This window comes from Bradyrhizobium sp. CB3481, from assembly GCF_029714305.1.
Taxonomy (GTDB): Bacteria; Pseudomonadota; Alphaproteobacteria; order Rhizobiales; family Xanthobacteraceae; genus Bradyrhizobium.
In genome coordinates, this window is sequence record NZ_CP121647.1 from 3,629,658 (window position 1) to 3,650,440 (window position 20,783).

Here is a 20,783-nt window from a genome sequence, read left to right on the forward strand (position 1 = left end):
TGCTGGCTTTTGGGCCGGCGGCTGTGCTAGGTTGCCGCAGGGTTCTCAAGTCGGCCGAAAGCTAGCGGGACCGTGAGCGCGGCCGGCGTTCTTGCGTAATGGAGAGGGCGTTGAAGCATAAGTACTCCGTTGGAGAGACTGTCTATTTTACTGCCAGCAATGTTGCCCGTCCGGCCGCCAGCGGCACCTATGAGGTCGTCCGGCTGCTGCCGACCGATGGCGACGACTGCCAGTATCGCATCAAAAGCTCGACCGAAGCTTTCGAACGGGTCGCCAAGGAAAGCCAGCTCGCGATTTCCTGAATCAGTTGTGTGCAAGCCGCCTGCTGACGGAGTTCCATTCTAAACGCCGTCAAAAGGCCCCGTTCGCAGAACCATTCTGCCGAAAAGCGAATGCGAGAAAGACGCATTCGCGTTTCGATTGCGATTGATGCTGCGTTGAGGGACACCGCGCATGAACTGGGACTGGGCTGTCTCGCTGGATCAGATCTGGCGCTCGTCGAACCTTCCATTGTACCTGACGCTGGCCACGGCCGGATTTGTCGGGATCGTCGTTCTGATCACCCTGTTGCGCTCGGAGAGGTCCGCGGCCAACGGTGTGCTGGCGCTTGTCACGCTGCTTGCAGTTGGGGTCGCGAGCGCGATGACCTTCCGCGGCCTCGGCGCGGCGCCCGTGCCGCAGCAGGCCGAGGTGCGTCCGGTCCAGACGGCGACCGCTCCGTTGCCGCAGCTTTCATGCATCGATGAACTCGCCGGCGATGCCGTGCTGGCCGCGTGCGAGAAGGTGCTGTTCGGTTCGGCCGAGTCGGTCGCCGCGGCCGTGGCTTACGCGGCCTCTCAGATCACGCTGCTGACTTCGCTGGGTGATGTCGCCACCGCGAACAAGGGGGGCGGCTCCGATCTGGTGGCGCTGCGCCGCGCCGTCGAGCGCGATCGATATGGGTTGATGGCCTATGTGCTGATGGCGCGCGACCGCTGCACGCCGACGTCCTGCCGTGCGTTTCGCTCGCTGACCGAGACGCGGCAGATCGCCGCCAATATGGAAGATCGCGTCTACGAAAGCCTGATCATGCGTTATGCGTCCTCCTGGAACGCGCCGGGCCAGAACGGAGCCGGCCTGGTTGCCGCGCTGCCGCCGTCCGCGCCCACGGGTAAGCCGACCAACGCCGAATTCCCGACCTCGGCCTCCACCCCGCCGGTCAGCATCATGACGCCTGAGCCGCCGGCAAAGCCGTCGCCCGCGGCAGCCGCTGCGCCGGCGTCGCCGCCCCCGCCGCGTTCGGCCACGGCGGCAACGCCGCCGGCGCCCGCACCATCACCCACGGCCGCAGCCGCCAAGAAACCGCCGCCGGCGCCGAAGCGGCCTTCCGCTGCACCGGTGCAACTCGCACCGTCGGGGCAGGCCGCGTCTGAAAACGAGCAGTGATCTCCACAGGGAGTGATCTTTTCAAAGCGCGCACCGCCCGCTAAATCGGCATGATCATGCCGCTTCATCTCATCAAGCTTGCCGTCGGCTGCGAGTCGGTCAAGGAACTCAAAGGCTGGGTCGCCGACCGCATGGCAACCGCCAAGAAAAAGGGCCTGCCGATCCGTCACGTTCATGTCACCCGGATGACCCCGAAGCGCGACGCGGAAATCCTTGCCGGCGGTTCGCTCTACTGGGTGATCAAGGGCGAGATCGCCGCGCGTGAAAAGATCGTCGCGATCGAGCCGTTCCGCGACAAGGACGGCATCGGACGCTGCCGCCTGGTGATGCAGCCCAAGGTGTTCGCCGTCTCGCCGCGGCCGATGCGCCCGTTCCAGGGCTGGCGCTATCTGACGGCGGATGCCGCGCCGCCGGACCTCACCAAATCCTCCGCTGCCAGCGTGGCGGCGATGCCGGAGCCGATGCGGCGCGAACTGCGCGATCTCGGTCTGCTTTAGCGCTTACAGCGCCGTCGATGTGACGATGTGCAGCCGAAGCCATTCGGACGGCGGCATTTCGGTCGCCCGGTTCGTCTCCGAAATACGGTCGACGATGTCGAGCAGTTCCGGCTCGACCCCCATCTCCTTGAGGTAGCGGCGGAACTGATCGCCGAACAGCGCGGTCAGGCCCTGGCGCCGCTCCTCGGAGACGTTGGGCGCCAAGCGATTATGAATCGACATGCTGCCCAGGATCATCCTCGTGCCGGCGGGCAGGGTGCGATGTACGCCGCCGGCCAGCGTCAGCACGCAGGCCAGATCGCAGCGCGTGCCCGTCAGCGTCACCTTGGCCTCAAGCGGCCCGCCCGAGCGCTTGAGCGCGAAGCACTCGGCTTCGCTCTTCCCGTTGCAGGCCACGACGTCGGTCGTGCCCGCTGTCGTGTCGATGCCGTGGTCGCGCAGGATGCGCCCGAGACTTGCCGCGACGTTGAGGTTGGAATCGCCCCAGGCGTGGATGATCACAGGAAGCTTGCGCCCGGCCTGGCGGTCGAGGATCGCGATCAGCCGCTTGTGGGTGTCCCATTGCACGGTGCCTTCGGCGGCGATCCATTCGGAGCAGCCTTTGCCACAGGCGCCATCTGCACCGTGCGCGACATAAAAGATCATGGCATCGACCGGCGAACCGATGCCGCCGACCGCCGGCCGTCGCGGGTCCTGGGCCTGCGCGGCACCGGCCGCGAGCAGGCCGATCAGGCTTCCGAGGATCGCAGCGCGTAGCGACATGGGGCGCTCCTGCAGCCGGTAAGTCCTTTGTGACGGGATTTTCGATCCCGCGACGGCAGCGCGCAAGCAGCCCCGGCGGCTTACACGCCGATGTTATCGATCAGGCGGGTGGCGCCGAGTTTCGCCGCAACGAGGAGCCGCACCGGCCCGTCCTTCATCGACGCGATCGGGGCCAGCGTCGCCGCGTGGCGGGCTTCGAAATAGTCCAGCGCGAAACCGGCGGCGGTGATCTCTTCGCGGCCGGCGGCCATCGCGGCCTCGAAGTCGCCGCCAGCCTTCAGCCGTTTGGCGGTTTCCTTCATGGTCCGGTAGAGCGTCGGCGCAACCTGCCGCTCCTCGGCCGACAGGTAGACGTTGCGCGAGGACATCGCGAGCCCGTCGCGCTCGCGCACGGTGCGCGAGCCGATCACCTTCACGCCGAGGTCGAGGTCGCCGGCCATCTGGGTCACGACCCGCAATTGCTGAAAGTCCTTCTCGCCGAAGATCGCAACGTCCGGCCGGACCTGCGTGAACAGCTTGCCGACCACGGTGGCGACGCCGCCGAAGAAATGCGGCCGGAAACGATCCTCCAGCCCGACGGTGGCCGGACCTTCCGGCACGATCCGGGTGGCGAAGCCGTCCGGGTACATCGCCTTGACGTCCGGATTCCAGATCAGGTCGGTTTTCTCCTCCGTGAGCCGGGCGAGGTCGGCCTTCCAGGTGCGTGGGTATGAGCCGAAATCCTCCGTGGGCGCGAACTGCGTCGGGTTGATGAAGATCGAGACGACGACTTTCTGCGCGCGCTGCTTGGCGAGCCGCACCAGCGACACATGCCCGTCATGGAGCGCACCCATGGTCGGCACCAGTGCGACGGCGGCCTTTCGGGCGCGCAAGGCCTCGACGGCACGGCGCAATGCGGGAACGGTACGGACGACCATAGGACTTCGCGACATCTGGCTTGGATCTCTCGCAGCGTGTGACGGGGTGAGGGGGCGGGGGCCCCGATCGGTTCGGCGGGTGCGCCGACCTTATAAGGCCGGCGCATTGCCGCCAAGGTTGCGCTGAGATGGCAAGCCTGAGGCGGCAGAGCGCCAAGATAGGCACACGTCCCAACCGCTGTTGGTGGCCGGTCACTGCGACGGAACGAAAACCGCACCATCGGGATTCATGATTAAGACACACCACGCGCGAATTGAATGCGTCGCCACGCATTTCACTTGACGGGCAGTCGCGCGTGATTTGAAGATATCGTGCGGGGGTTGAGTCATGTTGCTGCAAGCGAGTCAGGGTCAATCGGGTTCGGCGCATGTCGTCGTGCTCGGCAATGAAAAGGGTGGTTCGGGAAAATCCACCACCGCCCTGCATATCGCTGTTGCCCTGATGAAGGCCGGACAGCGCGTCGCCACCATCGATCTCGACTGCCGCCAGAAGAGTTTCACCCGCTACATCGCCAACCGGAACGCGTGGGCCCGCCGCACCGGCCTCGACCTCGAAATCCCGGTGCACTACTGCATCAAGCTCGGCGAGACGATGCAGATCGCCGACAACGAGAATTCCGAGTTCCAGCAATTCGCCGAGGCGGTCGGCGCGGTCGAGCGCGCCTTCGATTTCATCGTCATCGATACCCCGGGATCGGACTCCTATCTAATGCGGCTGGCGCATTCGATGGCCGACACGCTGGTGACCCCGATCAACGACAGCTTCCTCGATTTCGACGTGCTCGGCACCGTCGACCCCGCGACCTATACCGTGACCGGGGAGAGTCACTATGCGGAGATGGTCCGCGATGTCAGGCGCAAGCGCCGCCAGCTCGACGGCGCCACCACCGACTGGATCGTGGTCCGTAACCGCCTGTCGATGATCGGCTCGCGGAACAAGCAGCTGGTCGCCGACAGCCTGAAGGACCTGTCGCTGCGGCTCGGCTTCCGTTCGATCGACGGCTTTGCCGAGCGGGTCGTCTACCGCGAATTCTTCCCGCGCGGCCTGACGGCGCTGGACGATATCGACGAGGCGACCCTCGGCACGCGGCCGAGCATGGGCCATGTGACGGCGCGCGAGGAGGTGACCAGCCTGTTGCGCCAGCTCAAGCTGCCGCTCGACGAGCGCGGCCGCCGCCGGGCCGCCAACCGGGCCGAATGGTTCACCCAGGTCGACAAGCCGCTCGAAGTCGACGACGTGATCGGCGACATCATCAGCGCCTGACCGGCTTGCCGGCCTACCGCGGCTGGATCACCGTCATCTTGAACGGACCGGCGTGTGCTGCGGCATGCGCGACCGCCTCGTTGGCGCGCTCGAGCGCAAATGCGGTGACCTCGAACTGGCCGAGGTCGATCAGGCCGGCGCGGATCAGGCCGGTCATCAGCACCGCGGCATGCGGCGGGTACATCCATTGCCCGTGCACGGTGATGCAGTTCCGCATCATCCATGAATACGGCAGGTCGAAACCGCTGCCGACGCCACCCATCAGCACCACCCGTCCGTACGGCCGCACCGCCATGACCGCCGTCCGCACCTGCACCGCGTTGGCCGCGGGCGGGAGGATGTCGAGCACACAGTCGATCGGGCCGGGCGCCGCCTGCAGAATGCGCGCACGATCGTCCGCCTCGTCGCCGCGCATCGGCACGGTCCGGACGCGGCCGCCGAACCGCCGGGTCAGCGCGGCCAGCGCCTGCTCGTTGCGTCCGGTTGCGACCACGCAGCTCGCTCCCATGGCCAAGGCGACCGCGACCGCCGCGCTGCCAAAACTGCCGGTGGCGCCGTTGACCAGCACGATCTCTCCGGCGCGCAGCTCCGCGGCCAGGAATCCGCCATAGGGAACGAGCAGGGTGCCGAGCGCGCACCATCGGGCCGCGTCCTTATCCGCGATGGTCCCGATCGGAACCGCGTTCTCGGTCGGCACGCGCATCTGCTCGGCCCAGGCGCCGTCGTGAAAGTATCGTTGCAAGCGCAGGCCGCTCTCGCTGCCGACGGTGAGGCCCTGCAGCGCGATGTCGGGCGACAGCGCATTGTCGCGCGAGCGCACCGTCGGATCGCAATAGACCCAGTCGCCCGGACTGAGCCGGGTCGCATCGGGGCCGGTGGCGCTGACGCGGCCGATCGCGCCGGGGCCGGGCACCATGGGCAGTTCCATCAGGTATTTCCGCTCGCCGCTGAGCACCTCGCCGGCGTAGGCCAGCACGCGGCTCGCCATCACATCGACAATGACCTCGCCGGTGCCGAGCTTCGGGGCGGGCACGGTTTCGATCGCAAGCGGCGATCCGAGCGCATTCAGAACGGCAGCCTTCATGGCCTCTCCTCGTTTCGGTGAAGCCGCATTGTCGGCAAGCTTCGCGGGTCCAACAAGACCTGGTATTATCCTAGGACTGTTAGACCCTTTCTCAGGACCCCGCGCATGGCGGCATCGATGGCCAATTCGAGGCAGAGCGAACTCGGCGACTTCCTGCGGTCGCGGCGGCAGAAGCTGACGCCGAAGACGGTCGGCTTGCCGGTTGGCCGGCGGCGACGCACGCCAGGGCTGCGGCGGGAGGAGGTGGCTGAACTCGCCGGCATCGGCGTCGACTGGTACATCCGTCTCGAGCAGGGACGTTCCGTCAGTCCTTCGGCTGCGACGATCGACGCGCTGGCGCGCGCGCTGCGGTTGACCAAGGCCGAACACCGGCATCTGAAGGAGCTGACGCAAAATGCCGATCGGCGTGCGTTCGCCCGCGAGAGCGTTCCCGCCGCCATCCTGCGCACGGTCGAGCAGCTCAATTTGCCGGCCTACGTCACTGGCCGGCGCTGGGATGTGCTCGCCTGGAATACGCCCGCCGACGCGATCTTTGCCTTCAGCCGCCTTGCGGATGCCGATCGCAACAGCCTGCTCTCGGTGCTGACCAATCCGGCAACGCGGCGCCTGTTCGGCGCATCATGGGCGGATGAGGCGAGGCGCATGGTCGCGCAGTTCCGGGCGACACACGACCTCTGGGCCGGCGATCCCGCCTTCCGCGATCTGTTGGCGCGGCTTCAGGAAGGCTGTCCCGAATTTGCAGGTTGGTGGGAGGCCCATGACGTCAGTGGAGTTGCGGCCGGCCGGAAGTCCTTGATCCATCCCAAAAAGGGCCGGCTCAAGCTGGAGTATGTGAGCTTTCAGGCCAATGACGACCCAGCGCTGAAGCTGGTCATCTACACGGCGGTGTAGCGCCGGTATTGTTCCACCTTGCGGGTTTTTTGGGAACCGGGAGGGCAGCATCCCGTTTTCATTAGACTTTTATCCAGCGGTCGAACCAAAGCTTGAGAGGAGGCGTCGTAAGTAAAAACGGGGTCAATTTGTGGGGATTGAGCGGTGCCCAATATCTGGGTGCGCCGCACAATGATCAGGCGGTCAACACACAACATTTGGCCTTTATGTCACGCCATCGTGACATATATCATCAACAAGGGACCGAAAGAGTCTCAAACAGGGATGGCCCCTCGCAGGGCTCGAGGACGACAATGAAACGTGGAATTCTGGTTCTGCTTTCACTCTCGGTGCTGGTCGCCGTCGCGTATTTCACCGCGAGCAAGTGGGCGATCCGTCACGAGACGATCGCCTTCCACGATCCAGGCCGCGACAACCGCCTTGTCGCCGTGCAGATCGCGGTTCGCCGCGACAAGGAGATGCAGGCCAATGCCGGCCTGATCAAGCTGCCGGTTGCGATCCTCAACCATGGCAACACCGTCAAGAACACCGAGTATTCCTTCCTCGCGAACATCTTCGCCGCGCGCGGCTATCTCACCATCAGCCCACAGCACGATCTGCCGACCGATCCGCCGATGGTGACCAAGATCGGTGAGCCCTATGTCGGCCGCCTGCCGCAGATTCAGCGCGGCGTCGCCAACATCCATTTCGCCATTTACGAAATGAAGAAGATCCAGCCCAATGCCGACTATGAAAAGGTGACGATGGTCGGCCATTCGATGGGCGGCGACATCTCGATGTATTTCGCCAAGGAGTTTCCCGACGAGATCAAGAAGGTCGTGACGCTCGACAATCTGCGCGTGCCGTTCCTGACCGACGGCAAGTTCAAGATCCTGTCGTTCCGGTCCAAGGATACGCATTTCAAGGCGGACCCCGGCGTCGTGCCCGACGACGAGCAGTGCGAGCAGGCCGGCATCACTGTCGTGAACACAGGCTTCCAGCACAACGACATGCGCGACACCGGCCCGGAGGCGGCCAAGTCTTCGATCCAGTCGATGCTCGACAAGTTCCTGGACGAGTCCGACAAGAGCGGCGCGTTGAAGCCGGTGCCGACCAAGGTGCCGGACGTGCTGAGCAGCAGCCCTGGCCCCGTGCCGCTTTCGACCCCGCTGGCCAGCAATCCGCAGCCGAAGAACAAGCCGGTCACGAACTAGGCTGCCGTCGCGCAATCGCCGCTGCGCCGCACGACGGCGCATTGACCGGCACCTCCAGCCGTCCCACATAAGGCTTGCTGCTACCCTGCGAGCACTTATGGCTGGCGAGCCCACCAAACCGAAATCAGCAGGCGACGTCGCCTCGACAAAAGCACGTCAAGACGGTTCGTTGCCTGAGGCCAAGCCGTCGACATCGGAGGATATCGCCGCCTTCGTGGCGAAGGCGCGCGCGATGTCGCCGCATGCGGCGGGCGGGCGGGGGCGGCTGGTGTTCGCACTTGACGCCACCATGAGCCGGCAGCCGACCTGGGACATGGCCTGCGCGCTGCAGGCCGACATGTTTCGCGAGGCGGCGTCGCTCGGCAGCCTCGACATCCGCCTGGTCTATTACCGCGGCTTCAATGAATGTCGCGCGACGGGATGGATCTCCGACTCGGCGCAGCTGGCGAGGTTGATGGGCAGGATCGACTGTCAGGGCGGCAACACCCAGATCGGCAAGGTGCTGTCGGAGGCGCGCCGTGAAGCGGTGGCGTCAGGCGTGCGCGCCGTGGTGTTTGTCGGCGACGCCATGGAGGAATCGGTCGACGATCTCTGTGCCAAGGCCGGTGAGCTCGGCCTGCTCAAGGTCCCCGTCTTCATGTTTCAGGAGGGCCATGATCCCATCGCCGAGCAGGCGTTCCGCGAGATCGCACGGCTCACCGGCGGCGCGTGGTGCAGGTTCGATCCCGGCGCCGCGGCGCAGCTGCGTGAGCTCTTGCGCGCCGCCGCTGCCTATGCCGCCGGTGGGCGCGAGGCGCTGCTGCGTCTGGCGAAAACGACCGGCGGAGCGGCCGCGCTGATCGGCCAGATGAAGTGATTACGACTTTGGTTGCCGCGGTGCGGGGCACCATGCTTTTCGGCGCCAGCAAGGCTATATTGGCATCATGCCAACCCTGGTTGCCGGCGTCGTCGCCGTAGTCGTTCTGTATTTGCTGCTGCAGATGTTTCGCGCGGCCAATCCGGTCGTGCTCGCGCGCGCCATCAAGATCGTGGGCGGCGTGCTGTCGCTGGCCGTTGCGGCCTATACCGGCTTGCGCGGCGAGCTTGCCGTTGCCATCCCCCTCGGCATTTTCGGCGCCGGCCTGCTCGGCTGGTCACCGTTCGGCCCGGGCAGCTTCGGCAATATCGGCGGGATTTTTGGCGGCGGCGCGCAGCGCTCGTCAGGGCAAGCCTCGCGCGTTCGCTCGCAGTTTCTGGAGATGATGCTCGATCACGACAGTGGCGAATTGTCCGGGCGGATCGTCGATGGGCCGAACGCAGGCCACTCGCTCGACGAATTCGACCTGTCGCAATTGCTCGCGATGGCCGCCGCCTTCGATGCCGAGAGCGTCGCCTTACTTGAAAGCTATCTTGACCGCCGGTTTCCCGCTTGGCGTCAGAACGCGCAAGGCGACACGGCAGGGGGGCAGCGCCGTACGGCGGCGAGCGGAAAAATGACGAATGAGGAGGCCTATCAGATCCTTGGCCTGCAGCCGGGCGCGGGGCGCGACGACATCACCCGGGCGCACCGCACCCTGATGAAGAAACTGCATCCCGACCAGGGGGGCTCGACGTATCTCGCTGCCCGCGTAAACGAGGCCAAGGATACCCTTCTTCGCACGCATCTCTAGCTAACTCCGGCTCACGCCACCGACGCTACAAACCGCGAGTTGCTGCTGTTCTCTGATTGAGGCCCCGTATCGCCCGCCGTTGTCCGGCGTGGTCGATCTCTTCGTTGCAAGGAACCTAGCGGCAAATTCTTGACGAGAAGTTTTCGTTTGGCGCGTTGTGCAAGATCACGCGCGCGTCGCCGCTGCTGTGCCTGGAAAACAACAAAGCCGGCGCTTGCGGCGCCGGCTTTGCGAACTCCAAAAGAAAAATCGTGATCAGTTGCGAACGGTCATGCAGGAGATGTCGGCGCGCTTGAGGGCCTTGCACACGGCTTCAGCCTGATCGCGGTCGAGACCGGCGAAGCGGGCGCGGTAGAGCGTGCGGTGATCCTTGGCGACGACGGTTTCGGTGAAGGGCTCGGCCTTGCTGAGCAGGCTGCTCGCCTTGCTCCGGACGAGATCGATCCGCTGCTTGGCTTCGTTTTCGCTTTCGAGCGCGCCGACCTGGACGATCCAGCCGGTGCGTACCACCGCCGGCTTGGCCGCCTCGCTCGGCGGCGCGGCCACGGGCTGCGCCCGCGGCGCCGGATCGGCAAAGGCGAGCGCCTGCGTGTGCGGGGTCGTTGAGGGCGCCTGCGTCAGGCTAGAAGCAGGCAACACACCGAGCACGCCGTTACCGGTGCCGTGACCTGCCGGCTGCGGCGGCATGGCTGCCCGGAGGGCTTCCTTGGCAGCTTCCGCCTTGGTCTCCGCGGCCTTTTCGACGACGGCGCTGGAGGTTTCGGCGACTTCGGGACGCGCCGGAATGGCGTTGGTGACTGGCGGGGCTACCGGCTGCGAGGGTCCGGCGGCCGCCAGTTTCATCGGGCCGGCCTTGACCTGAACGGTCTTGACCTTGACCGGCTTCATCGGTTCGGCCGAGCCCGGGATCGCCGAGATTTGTTGGGTCTGGATGACGCCGCTGGTCAGCGGGGCCGGTTCGGGCTTGGCCTGCGGCTCGACCTTGGCGGGCGGCGCGGGAAGAGCCGCGGCGGCGGCGGCCATCAGCGACGGCTTTGCCGGCCCGATCGAGCGGGTCGTTGGCATGGCTGGCTCGGACTGGGCTACCTCAGCCATCACCCGCGAAGGCGCGGTTTCGGCTTCCGCCACGTCGACGGCGCCGTCAGCGGAAGGATTGCGCTCGGTGATCGCGGCAACCGTGCGCTTGGTCGCGGCCTTGTCCAGGTTCTCGGCGAGCAGGTTGCGCATGATGGAGTCGCGCGAGCCGCCGCTGCGGCCGCCCAGCACGACGCCGACGAGGTGCCGGTTGCCGCGGCGCATCGAGCTGACGAGGTTGAAGCCGGAGGCGCGGGTGTAGCCGGTCTTGATGCCGTCGATGCCTTCGACATTGCCGAGCAGACGATTGTGATTGCGGATCGCCTGTCCGCGATAATTGAACACCGAGGTCGCGAAATAGCGGTAGTAGCGCGGAAAGCGGTCCTGAATCGCGCGGCCGAGGGTGGCCTGGTCGCGTGCGGTGGTCAGCTGTTCGTCGTTGGGCAGGCCGGACGCGTTGCGATAGGTAGTCTTGCTCATGCCGAGTGCGCGCGCCTTGCGCGTCATCAGCCTGGCGAATTCGGTTTCATCGCCGGCGATGGCCTCGGCGATCACGACGGCGGCGTCGTTGGCGGAACGCGTCACCAAGCCCTTGATGGCGTCCTCGACCCGCAGCGTCTGGCCGGGCTTTAAGCCAAGCTTGGTCGGCGCCTGTTCGGAGGCGTGCTCGGACACGTCCATTTCGGTGTCGAGCTTCATCTTGCCGGATTCGAGACGCTCGAACAGCAGATAGAGCGTCATGATCTTGGTCAGCGATGCCGGGCGCCGGATACCGTCGGGGTTGTTGGAGCTGAGGACGGCGCCGGAATTGCCGTCGACGATGATCGAGGAGAATTGCGGACTGTAGCTTTCCCGCACGACGTGATGGTGGCGGCGGTGCTTGTAGCGGCGCGCTTCGGCGCTCTCGCTCGAGATCAGGATCGTGGTCGTGAAGGTAATCAGTCCGAGGGCGCACACGCGCAAAGCGCGTGAGGAAGCCAAGGTTGTACGAAGCATTTACTTCCCCGTCCCAATTTCTGTCTTGATCACCGGCTCGTGAGGCAAAATTGTGCCCAACGGCCGCTGATGCTTTCCCGTTCGAAGTGCCGGTCCGGCTTTGATGGATGGCCGGCTCGGCCGATCAGGTCGCTGTTCTAGCTAAGTTGCTGTTCACAAACGACATTCATGTCGTCTGTCGGAAGGCGAACATGTCCAGGAATCAGGTTAGGCGGAGCGAGTTTCCAAAAGATTAATTAAGCGTTGCGTAAGACCCTGGGATTTTCCGCTAATACGCCACATTTGTGCGACGCACAACAATTCTTGACTTTATTGTGCAGTGCACATATATGTGATGTGTCAGGGAGCCGGGACCTCCCGGCAATCGGTTTGCACCTGCAGTCTGGGAAAGGACTCCATTGATGGTCAAGGTTGAAGACATTCAGAACTACGGCAAAGAGCATCTTGAAACGGTTGCCGCTTCCGCGAGCAACCTGCAGAGCGGCGTTCAGGCGATTGCGACCGCCTACGGCGACTACGCCAAGAAGTCGTTCGAAGATACCAAGTCGTTCGTCGAGAAGCTCTCCGGCGTGAAGTCGCTGGACAAGGCGCTCGAGGCGCAGACGGAATTCGCGCGCTCGTCCTACGAATCCTTTGTTGCGGAAGCGCAGAAGATCGCGGGCCTCTACACCGATCTCGCCAAGCAGACGTTCAAGCCCTACGAAGGCCTGGTCTCGAAGTACACCTCGGCCGGACACTAAGCCGTTCGCTTTCCGAGAAAAGACAACAAAAAGCCCGGCCGTTGCGGCCGGGCTTTTTTCTTGGCTCGTTTCTTCTTGCGCTCGCGTTTATTTATAGACGCGCAGCTTGGCCAGCGATTGGCCGATCGAGTTGAACACGGACAAGGTTTGGTTGGGGTCGGTGATGTGGAAGTACTTATCCGTACCGCTGGCGCATTGCTTGAGCACGGCAGACTCGCCATCCCCGCCGGTATCGACCTGGACCGTGTAGATTGTGATGTTCGCCGCCTTGGCGTTGGCGCACAGGATCTTCTGACGGGCGTCGATCGAAGAGGCGCTCGTGTACCAACGATTCTGCGTGTTCAGGCCGTCCGACAAGAGGACGATCGCCTCCTTGTAGGAATAGTTGCTAGTGTCCTTGGCCGGGGCATTGAACGGCGCGGTGGTGCCGAGCGTCAGCCAACCCCAAGCCAGTCCGATGCCCTGGTTGGTGTTGCCTGTCGGGTCGAGGTTGTCGATCGCCGTCTTGAGCGAGGACCAGTTGGAGCTGAGCGGCACGACCGGCTGCACGTAGGACGAACTGCCGATCTTGCAGTAGTTCGTACTCCCTGAGGTGTACTCTTCAGCCACAACCATCGTAGGCGCATTGCTGGACGTCGGCTCCGTATTCTTGGTGTCGTAGTCCTGGTCGCGGTCAGTGACGCAGCCGTTCCACTTGGTACGGTCCGGTGTCCAGGTTTTGCCGTTGTACTTGCAGGTCGCGCGGTCTGTGTAGGTGTTCTTGCTGCAGGTGCCCCAGGTGTTGGTCGCGGACTGAGTGTCCCAGATCGACCAGTCGATCCAACTCGAATTGTAGAAACTGCTGCCAATGTTGACGTCCTTGGCGAAGGGAACCAGCGAGATATAGATGTCACCAGGATTCTTTTGCAGCGCGCTCAACTGATCGACCAGTGCCTTGGCGGCGGTCTGCATCGCCGGCATCTTGCCGCTGCTGGCCATCGATCCCGTTACGTCGAGCACCATTGCCACCCGCATCCGGACGTTGCCCCAGGCCGAGGTGGAGCTGCTCTTAAAGTCCATGGTCGGGAAGCCGACGACCCGCATGAAACCGGTCTCGATATTGCCGGACCCGTTGACCACGATGGTCGACCCGTTGCCGGATTGCTGCGTATAGCTCGCCGTGATCGCGATCGATTTGGTTTCGTTGTTGGTAAAGAGGGCCCTGAAATACGCGTCCGCCTTGTCCGCGATCTGCGAGGTGTTGATCGTGCCCTCGGTCAGGTCCTTCGCCAGCATAAGGGCGGTTGAGTCGAGGGCGGCCTGCATCGCGGAACGGGCGTTGTTGGCGCGGGTATAATCGACCGCGGCCCCGACGAAGCTGATGATCGGAATGACCGCGATTCCAAACAGGATAGCGATGTTGCCTTCATTGGCGCCGGCGAACCGACGGCCGGCCGCGCGAATGCGACCGAAAACGTGTGTATCGAGCATGGCTTTCACCGCAGATGTGATTTCTGCGGGCATTTCCGCCCGATGCCGCTAAACAGGCGGTAAACCGGTTCCGCCAAAAACGGGTCAAAGCCGCTGCATCGCCGGACCGGCCGCCAAAAAGCGACCGGTATCCTCAACCGCGCCTAAACGGGGCCACGGGTCCTTTGTCAAATCCGGCAGAAACGATTAACCTTGAAGCGGATAGCCGAGCCGGGAATCGGGCTGGCCGAGGAGCGCGCAAGGGCGGTGTCAACGCGCTTGCGGCGATCAGGCGGCGGACCCATATTCCAGGTGCCGATCCGGCCACGGGTCGGATCGGGAGCGGCGATCTGGAAAAAGGCGTTGCCGGGTACTTGGCGGCGGCTCACGGCAGAGCCGACCCGCGGGTACGCTGGTATGCGCTGTCCGGTCACCCCTTTTGGAATCTCGAACGCCTGAGCCATGTTGCAGTCAACCTTCAAAGCTTGTTCGTCCGTGCCGGCAACGTCATCTGCTTCTGCTCCGCGAATGAGCAATGACGAGAACCGCAACAGCGGAACCGGCGGGCCGTCGACGTCGGTCATCACCAAGGTCAAGCCGAAGACGAAGCGGCCGAACCTCTACCGTGTCCTCATCCTGAACGACGACTACACGCCGATGGAATTCGTCGTTCACGTGCTGGAGAAATTCTTCCAGAAGGACGTCGAGGCGGCCACCAAGATCATGCTCCATGTCCATCATCATGGGATCGGCGAGTGCGGCGTGTTCACCTATGAGATCGCCGAGACCAAGGTCACGCAGGTGATGGATTTCGCGCGCAAGCACCAGCACCCGCTGCAATGCGTGATGGAAAAGAAGTAGCGGCGCACGGCGCGCGACCCGGCCGCTAGACGAGGAACGGGTCTTGCATTGATTGCTGACGGAAGCCGATCGTATTCCCGGTAATTTTTCGGGGGAGGGGTAGCCGCGTGGCGCAGGTGTGGTCGGGAATTTAGAGGAAAACCACGCTTGCGGAACCAGTCTTTCGCCACGATCGTTTGTAACTATATGACACTATGTGACAGGGGATGACGAAGGTTGTTGTTGCCTCACCGGGTAATGGCGATCATGATGACCGGGGGCCATAGAGGACGCGAATGCCAACTTTTTCCCAAAGCCTTGAACAATCCCTGCATCGTGCGCTGGCGATTGCAAACGAGCGTCATCACCAATATGCGACGCTCGAACATCTTCTGCTGTCGCTGATCGATGACTCGGATGCGGCGGCGGTGATGCGTGCCTGCAGCGTCGATCTCGACAAGCTGCGCACCAGCCTCGTCAACTATCTCGAGACCGAGTTCGAAAACCTGGTGACTGATGGCGCCGACGACGCCAAGCCGACCGCCGGATTCCAGCGCGTGATTCAGCGCGCGGTGATTCACGTCCAGTCTTCCGGTCGCGAAGAAGTGACCGGCGCCAACGTGCTGATCGCGATTTTCGCGGAGCGCGAAAGCCACGCTGCGTACTTCCTGCAGGAGCAGGACATGACGCGATATGATGCTGTGAACTATATCAGCCACGGCATCGCCAAGCGGCCGGGCGTCTCCGAAGCGCGGCCCGTTCGCGGCGTCGACGAGGAGACCGAGACCAAGGGCAACGAGGACGCCAAGAAGAAGGGCGAGGCGCTCGAAACCTATTGCGTCAACCTCAACAAGAAGGCGCGCGACGGCAAGATCGATCCGGTGATCGGACGCAATTCCGAAATCAACCGGGCGATCCAGGTGCTGTGCCGCCGGCAGAAGAACAATCCGCTGTTCGTGGGCGAAGCCGGCGTCGGCAAGACCGCGATCGCCGAAGGCCTCGCCAAGCGCATCGTCGATTCCGAGGTGCCGGAAGTGCTGGCCGCTGCCACCGTATTCTCGCTCGATATGGGCACGTTGCTGGCCGGCACCCGCTACCGCGGCGATTTCGAAGAGCGCTTGAAGCAGGTGTTGAAGGAACTGGAGGCGCATCCAAACGCCATCCTGTTCATCGACGAGATCCACACCGTGATCGGGGCGGGCGCTACGTCAGGCGGCGCGATGGACGCCTCCAACCTGCTCAAGCCGGCGCTAGCGTCGGGCACGATCCGCTGCATGGGCTCGACGACCTACAAGGAATATCGTCAGCATTTCGAGAAGGACCGCGCGCTGGTGCGGCGCTTCCAGAAGATCGACGTCAACGAGCCGACGGTGGAAGACGCCATTGCGATCCTCAAGGGCTTGAAGCCCTATTTCGAGGACTACCATCGGCTGAAATACACCAACGAGGCGATCGAGGCGGCGGTGCAATTGTCGTCGCGCTACATTCACGACCGCAAGCTGCCGGACAAGGCGATCGACGTGATCGACGAGTCGGGCGCGGCGCAGATGCTGGTCGCCGAGAACCGGCGCAAGAAGACCATCGGCATCAAGGAGATCGAGACGACGATCGCGACCATGGCGCGGATTCCGCCCAAGAGCGTGTCGAAGGACGATGCCGAGGTGCTCAAGCATCTCGAGCAGACGCTTAAGCGCGTCGTGTTCGGTCAGGACAAGGCGATCGAGTCGCTCTCGGCGTCGATCAAGCTGGCGCGCGCCGGCTTGCGCGAGCCGGAGAAGCCGATCGGCTCCTACCTGTTCTCCGGCCCGACCGGCGTCGGCAAGACCGAGGTTGCAAAACAGCTTGCGGCCTCGCTCGGCGTCGAGCTGCTGCGCTTCGACATGTCCGAATATATGGAGCGGCACACGGTGTCGCGCCTGATCGGCGCGCCTCCCGGCTATGTCGGCTTCGACCAGGGCGGCCTTCTGACCGACGGCGTGGACCAGCATCCGCATTGCGTGGTGCTGCTCGACGAAATCGAGAAGGCGCACCCGGATCTCTACAACGTGCTGCTGCAGATCATGGATCATGGCCGGCTGACCGACCACAACGGCAAGCAGGTCAACTTCCGCAACGTGATCCTGATCATGACCACGAATGCGGGCGCCGCCGACCTCGCGCGCCAGGCGTTTGGCTTCACGCGCAACAAGCGGGAAGGCGACGACCATGAGGCGATCAATCGCCAGTTCGCGCCGGAATTCCGCAATCGGCTGGACGCGATCGTCTCGTTCGCCCACCTCAACGCCGACGTCATCGGCATGGTGGTCGAGAAGTTCGTGCTGCAGCTCGAGGCGCAGCTCGCCGACCGCGACGTCACCATCGAGCTGTCGGAGCCCGCCAAGGCCTGGCTGATCGAGCATGGCTATGATGAGCAGATGGGCGCGCGGCCGATGGCCCGCGTGATCCAGGAGCACATCAAGAAGCCGCTGGCCGACGAGGTGCTGTTCGGTCAGCTCAAGGGCGGCGGCCACGTCCGCGTCGTGCTGGTCAAGGATGCCGAGAACAAGGACAAGATCGGCTTCGAGTTCGTCGAGGGCCCGGTCACGCCGAAGCCGGAGAAGCTGCCGGTGGCGCGCAAGCGCAAGCCGAAGTCGGGCGGTCCCAACAATGGCGGCGGTGGTGGCGGCTCCAAGGGGCCGGCCTCCAAGGGGCCGCTGGTCAAGGTGTAAGCGGCTTCAATTCGAAACCAAGAGCCGGCGTGTCGCAAGACCGCCGGCTTTTTGCTGTGCCTAGAGCAAGTTTCAACTGCGTTGAATCATGCTCGTCGGTCATCTCTTTGTTTTGAGCATGATCTTTTCGGAAAACCGGTACCCACTTTTCCGGATCATGCTCTAGCTGCCCGGCCAGACCAGCGCCTGGGCGGCCACGACATGCTCGCCGTTGAACGTCAGGGCGGGTGAGCCGTACAAGACGTAGCCGAGCTCGATGGCCTCCGAAACGCGCCGGCAGAAGGTGGCGTCATCCTTGCCGGTCAGGAGGCGATAGACGGGCAGGTCATCTGGCGGTTTTGTAGACATGCGAACTCCACCGTGGTGGCTGCGGCAGTGCAGGCTGTCTGTTGTATCACGTATCGCCGCAGGCGTTCAGCGCTCGCCGAGCAGCTCGTCGATCCGGCGCTGGAGCTGTCGCTTCTTGATCTCGCTCCGGCGCAGCCGCTCTTCGAGATCGGAGGCGGGCGGGGCCGGGCTTTCGCCCCTGAATGCGACGCCGACGAAATTGTCGCGCCACCAGATCACCTTGGCCAGAAAAGAGCGGCCCTTGCGCGCGATGCGCAGCGAAAGCTGCTCCCTGGGCAACTGGAAGTCATTGCTGAACTCGATGGTCGCGCCCTTGTCGGAGATGTTGCGGACGATGCATTCGTGCGTCGTGCCGCGTTCGCCGATTTCGGCGACGCCGCCATACATCACCTTATCGCGCACGCTCTCGCGCCGGTCCTGCATTGAAAGTCTCCCAACAAAGTGAGGAGACTTTTACCGCGCTTTGTTGTGCGAAAAAGTCCGGCGAGGGCAAAATGCGGCATTAACGTAAATTAACGGCGGCGCCGATGGCGCGGAATTAGAGGCAATTGCAGCGCAAAACGCGGCATTTCGCCCGGCGGCGGATCCACCTGCAAGCGACGATCGTTAACGGACGTTTTGATCGCCACGCGCTCTCGGAGTGCAGATTGCCATGCCAAGAGGACGGTTGCTTCGCGCCCTATCCTGCACGGTCTTGCTGTTGTCCGCCTCGGCGAAGGCGCCGGCTGAGGACGCGGGCGAGGCCACGCGCTCGAGCGCAGTGGCAATTCAAAAGGTGGATGCATCGGCGCGCGAAAGCGGGGCGCGCGAGGCGATGTGCCTGATGATCGAATCGGCGGCGCGGGAGTCGAACCTGCCGCTGGAGTTTTTCGCGCGCGTGATCTGGCAGGAAAGCCGCTTTCAGCCGGACGCGGTGGGGCCGGTGACGCGCAGCGGCCAGCGCGCGCAGGGCATTGCGCAATTCATGCCTGGCACGGCCAGCGAACGCGGTTTGCTCGATCCCCTCAATCCGGTGCAGGCGTTGCCGAAGTCCGCGGAGTTCTTGGCCGAGCTGCGCGAGCAGTTCGGCAATCTCGGCCTCGCCGCGGCGGCCTACAATGCCGGCCCGCGCCGGGTGCAGGAATGGCTTGCCGGCACCGGGCCGATGCCGCAGGAGACGCGCAACTATGTGCTCGCCATCACCGGCTCCACGGTGGAGGATTGGGCGAAGGCGGAGAAGAGGGGCAAGGCGCCCGAACCACGCCGGGCATCGAGCTGCCGCGAATTGATGGCATTGCTGAAGCAGGCGCCCAATCCCTTTGTTGCCGGGCTGGAGCAGCGCGTGACGCTCGCCGCCGCCAAGTTATGGGGCGTGCAACTCGCCGCCGGCTTTTCCCGCGACAAGGCGCTGGCGATGTATGGCCGCGCGGTCTCGCGCCTTTCGAGCGTGATCGGCAATCGCGACCCCTCGATCCTCACCTCGCGCCTGCGCAGCCGCGGCCCGGCGACGTTCTACCAGGTGCGCTTCGGCGCCGACACCCGCGGCGAAGCCGACGGCCTCTGCAACAGCATCCGAAAAGCCGGCGGGGCGTGTTTTGTGCTGAGGAACAGGGGCGTGGCGGGGTGAAGCTACTAGCTCCGTCATTCCGGGGCGATGCGCAGCATCGAGCCCGGAATCTCGAGATTCCCCGGTGCGCAATTGCGCACCTGAGGTCTGGTCCTTCGGACTATCCCGGAATGACAAAGGCAACTGATTGCATAGCCGCCCTGAGCCGCGCTTGGTTGACGCAGGCTGCTTTCGCCCGCCCTATGCCCGTGAGACTCTCACTCTGATCCCGGTCGCCCGTGGCGCTACCTCCACTCTCTTCCCCCCAATGGAAAAGCCCCATCCGCGCCTTCGCGTGGGGCATGAGTTCGGTTGCCTCCACCGTGCTGACGCTGGTGCTGTTTGCGACCTATCTCGGCATCGGCGCGCTTGCGCATGACAGCCATTTCAGCCTCGGCTGGGTGCTCGGTTCGACGGTGCTGGTCTGGGCCGGGCCGGCGCAGATCATCCTGATCTCGACGCTGGGCTCCGGCGCAACCGCGGTGCAGGCGGCGGTTGCGGTGACGTTGAGCGCCATCCGGCTGTTTCCGATGGTGGTCTCGGTGCTGCCGCTGGTGAAGACGCCCAGGACGAGGCGCCGGCATCTCATGCTGGTGACGCATTTCATCGCGGTGACATTGTGGGTCGAGTGCTACCGGCTGCTGCCAAAAGTGCCGCGCGAGCGGCGCATCGCGTTCACGCACGGGCTCGGCTGCGGGCTTCTCATGGTCTGCATGGTCGCGACCACGCTCGGCTATGGCCTCGCCGCCAACCTGCCGCCGCTGTTTGCAGCCGCGATCCTGCTGCTGACGCCGCTGGCGTTCCTGCTGTCGACCGCGCGCAACTGCAAGGAGATATCCGATGTGCTGGCGCTGGTGTTGGGGCTCGCGCTGTTTCCGCTGATCTCGATGCTGCATACCGGCGTCGACATCCTGATCAGCGGTATCACCGCCGGTACCATCGCCTACGGCGCGCACTGGTGGCGGGAGAGGGCGCGGGCATGAGCGAATTCTTCGGCAGTCCCCATGCACTGTTGGTGCTGGTCCTTGCGGGCTTCCTGCCCAACGAGATCTGGCGCATGGCCGGGCTGTGGTTCGGCGCCAGCGTCGATGAAGGCTCCGAAATCCTGGTGTGGGTGAGGGCGGTGGCGACCGCGATCCTCGCCGGCGTCATCGCGCAGATCCTGGTGCAGCCGCCGGGCGCGCTGGCCGGCGTGCCGGACTGGCTGCGCTATGGCGCAGTCGCGGGCGGCTTTGCGGTGTTCATGCTGACGCGGCGCTCGATCTTTGCCGGCGTGGTCGCAGGTGAGGTGTTTCTGGTGGCCGGGAAGTGGTGGCTCGGTTGATTGCAGGCAGCCGATAATCGGCTACTGTCCTGCGCAT

22 protein-coding genes are annotated in these 20,783 nt (G+C 64.2%); 14 read left to right on the forward strand and 8 right to left on the reverse strand.

Annotated elements, in window-relative coordinates; all coding sequences use genetic code 11:
* Positions 1–98 precede the first annotated feature (98 nt).
* The 3 genes from QA643_RS17550 (at position 99) to QA643_RS17560 (ending at position 1,922) form a co-directional block, all read left to right on the forward strand.
* The gene (locus QA643_RS17550; protein WP_171712330.1) at positions 99–302 is read left to right on the forward strand and encodes a hypothetical protein; all 204 of its coding nucleotides are present in this window, start codon (positions 99–101) and stop codon (positions 300–302) included.
* Between the two features lie 151 nt (positions 303–453).
* Positions 454–1,425, forward strand: a complete 972-nt coding sequence (locus tag QA643_RS17555; RefSeq protein WP_283034339.1) for a hypothetical protein — start codon at positions 454–456, stop codon at positions 1,423–1,425.
* A 56-nt stretch (positions 1,426–1,481) separates the two neighbouring features.
* On the forward strand, positions 1,482–1,922 hold the full coding sequence (locus QA643_RS17560) for a DUF1489 domain-containing protein (RefSeq protein ID WP_283034340.1): 441 nt from the start codon (positions 1,482–1,484) through the stop codon (positions 1,920–1,922).
* A gap of 3 nt (positions 1,923–1,925) precedes the next feature.
* Here QA643_RS17560 and QA643_RS17565 read toward each other — a convergent pair whose 3' ends face one another.
* Together QA643_RS17565 and panC are read right to left on the reverse strand one after the other, a co-directional pair.
* Positions 1,926–2,684 carry a hypothetical protein gene (locus QA643_RS17565; protein ID WP_283034341.1) on the reverse strand — a complete coding sequence of 253 codons (759 nt, stop codon included), beginning with the start codon at positions 2,682–2,684 and terminating at the stop codon, positions 1,926–1,928.
* A gap of 80 nt (positions 2,685–2,764) precedes the next feature.
* Complete coding sequence (gene panC, locus QA643_RS17570) at positions 2,765–3,616, reverse strand: pantoate--beta-alanine ligase (protein ID WP_283034342.1); 852 nt, start codon at positions 3,614–3,616, stop codon at positions 2,765–2,767.
* 313 nt (positions 3,617–3,929) lie between these two features.
* Here panC and QA643_RS17575 point away from each other — a divergent pair, with 313 nt between their 5' ends.
* Positions 3,930–4,865, forward strand: a complete 936-nt coding sequence (locus QA643_RS17575) for a division plane positioning ATPase MipZ (protein ID WP_283034343.1) — start codon at positions 3,930–3,932, stop codon at positions 4,863–4,865.
* A 13-nt stretch (positions 4,866–4,878) separates the two neighbouring features.
* Here the strand turns inward: QA643_RS17575 and QA643_RS17580 are convergent, their stop codons facing one another.
* On the reverse strand, positions 4,879–5,949 hold the full coding sequence (locus QA643_RS17580) for a zinc-binding alcohol dehydrogenase family protein (RefSeq protein WP_283034344.1): 1,071 nt from the start codon (positions 5,947–5,949) through the stop codon (positions 4,879–4,881).
* Positions 5,950–6,066: 117 nt separating this feature from the next.
* Between QA643_RS17580 and QA643_RS17585 the strand changes: the two genes are divergently transcribed.
* The 4 genes from QA643_RS17585 to QA643_RS17600 all read left to right on the forward strand — a co-directional run bounded on the left by QA643_RS17585 (position 6,067) and on the right by QA643_RS17600 (position 9,682).
* On the forward strand, positions 6,067–6,840 hold the full coding sequence (locus tag QA643_RS17585; RefSeq protein ID WP_283034839.1) for a helix-turn-helix transcriptional regulator: 774 nt from the start codon (positions 6,067–6,069) through the stop codon (positions 6,838–6,840).
* A gap of 293 nt (positions 6,841–7,133) precedes the next feature.
* Positions 7,134–8,033 (forward strand): alpha/beta fold hydrolase, encoded by a 900-nt coding sequence (locus QA643_RS17590; protein WP_283034345.1) that lies wholly within the window; start codon positions 7,134–7,136, stop codon positions 8,031–8,033.
* A 97-nt stretch (positions 8,034–8,130) separates the two neighbouring features.
* Positions 8,131–8,889: a VWA domain-containing protein gene (locus tag QA643_RS17595; RefSeq protein WP_283034346.1), complete on the forward strand. Its 759-nt coding sequence runs from the start codon at positions 8,131–8,133 to the stop codon at positions 8,887–8,889.
* 67 nt (positions 8,890–8,956) lie between these two features.
* Positions 8,957–9,682: a DnaJ domain-containing protein gene (locus QA643_RS17600; protein WP_283034347.1), complete on the forward strand. Its 726-nt coding sequence runs from the start codon at positions 8,957–8,959 to the stop codon at positions 9,680–9,682.
* A 255-nt stretch (positions 9,683–9,937) separates the two neighbouring features.
* Here QA643_RS17600 and QA643_RS17605 read toward each other — a convergent pair whose 3' ends face one another.
* Positions 9,938–11,752 carry a serine hydrolase gene (locus QA643_RS17605; RefSeq protein ID WP_283034348.1) on the reverse strand — a complete coding sequence of 605 codons (1,815 nt, stop codon included), beginning with the start codon at positions 11,750–11,752 and terminating at the stop codon, positions 9,938–9,940.
* A 401-nt stretch (positions 11,753–12,153) separates the two neighbouring features.
* On the opposite strand from QA643_RS17605, the gene QA643_RS17610 reads away from it, so the two are divergent.
* Positions 12,154–12,492 carry a phasin family protein gene (locus QA643_RS17610; RefSeq protein WP_283034349.1) on the forward strand — a complete coding sequence of 113 codons (339 nt, stop codon included), beginning with the start codon at positions 12,154–12,156 and terminating at the stop codon, positions 12,490–12,492.
* A gap of 87 nt (positions 12,493–12,579) precedes the next feature.
* On the opposite strand, the gene QA643_RS17615 is transcribed toward QA643_RS17610, so the two are convergent.
* Both QA643_RS17615 and QA643_RS17620 read right to left on the reverse strand, forming a co-directional pair.
* On the reverse strand, positions 12,580–13,962 hold the full coding sequence (locus QA643_RS17615) for a VWA domain-containing protein (RefSeq protein WP_283034350.1): 1,383 nt from the start codon (positions 13,960–13,962) through the stop codon (positions 12,580–12,582).
* Between the two features lie 167 nt (positions 13,963–14,129).
* The gene (locus QA643_RS17620) at positions 14,130–14,477 is read right to left on the reverse strand and encodes a hypothetical protein (RefSeq protein ID WP_283034351.1); all 348 of its coding nucleotides are present in this window, start codon (positions 14,475–14,477) and stop codon (positions 14,130–14,132) included.
* Between QA643_RS17620 and clpS the strand changes: the two genes are divergently transcribed.
* Positions 14,470–14,802, forward strand: a complete 333-nt coding sequence (gene clpS / locus QA643_RS17625) for an ATP-dependent Clp protease adapter ClpS (protein ID WP_283034352.1) — start codon at positions 14,470–14,472, stop codon at positions 14,800–14,802. The genes QA643_RS17620 and clpS overlap by 8 nt on opposite strands.
* Before the next feature lie 275 nt (positions 14,803–15,077).
* On the forward strand, positions 15,078–17,489 hold the full coding sequence (clpA, locus tag QA643_RS17630) for an ATP-dependent Clp protease ATP-binding subunit ClpA (protein ID WP_283034353.1): 2,412 nt from the start codon (positions 15,078–15,080) through the stop codon (positions 17,487–17,489).
* A gap of 162 nt (positions 17,490–17,651) precedes the next feature.
* On the opposite strand, the gene QA643_RS17635 is transcribed toward clpA, so the two are convergent.
* Together QA643_RS17635 and QA643_RS17640 are read right to left on the reverse strand one after the other, a co-directional pair.
* Positions 17,652–17,813: a DUF1737 domain-containing protein gene (locus QA643_RS17635; RefSeq protein ID WP_283034840.1), complete on the reverse strand. Its 162-nt coding sequence runs from the start codon at positions 17,811–17,813 to the stop codon at positions 17,652–17,654.
* Positions 17,814–17,903: 90 nt separating this feature from the next.
* Positions 17,904–18,260, reverse strand: coding sequence for a PilZ domain-containing protein (locus QA643_RS17640; protein WP_283034354.1), 357 nt, complete (start codon positions 18,258–18,260; stop codon positions 17,904–17,906).
* Positions 18,261–18,489: 229 nt separating this feature from the next.
* On the opposite strand from QA643_RS17640, the gene QA643_RS17645 reads away from it, so the two are divergent.
* The 3 genes from QA643_RS17645 to QA643_RS17655 all read left to right on the forward strand — a co-directional run bounded on the left by QA643_RS17645 (position 18,490) and on the right by QA643_RS17655 (position 20,746).
* The gene (locus QA643_RS17645) at positions 18,490–19,443 is read left to right on the forward strand and encodes a transglycosylase SLT domain-containing protein (protein ID WP_283034355.1); all 954 of its coding nucleotides are present in this window, start codon (positions 18,490–18,492) and stop codon (positions 19,441–19,443) included.
* 218 nt (positions 19,444–19,661) lie between these two features.
* Entirely contained in the window at positions 19,662–20,405 is a 744-nt protein-coding gene (locus QA643_RS17650) for an AzlC family ABC transporter permease (protein WP_283034356.1), read from the forward strand.
* A complete protein-coding gene (locus tag QA643_RS17655; RefSeq protein ID WP_283034357.1) occupies positions 20,402–20,746 on the forward strand; it encodes an AzlD domain-containing protein in 345 nt (114 codons plus the stop codon). The genes QA643_RS17650 and QA643_RS17655 overlap by 4 nt, the downstream gene beginning before the upstream one ends.
* Positions 20,747–20,783 lie beyond the last annotated feature (37 nt).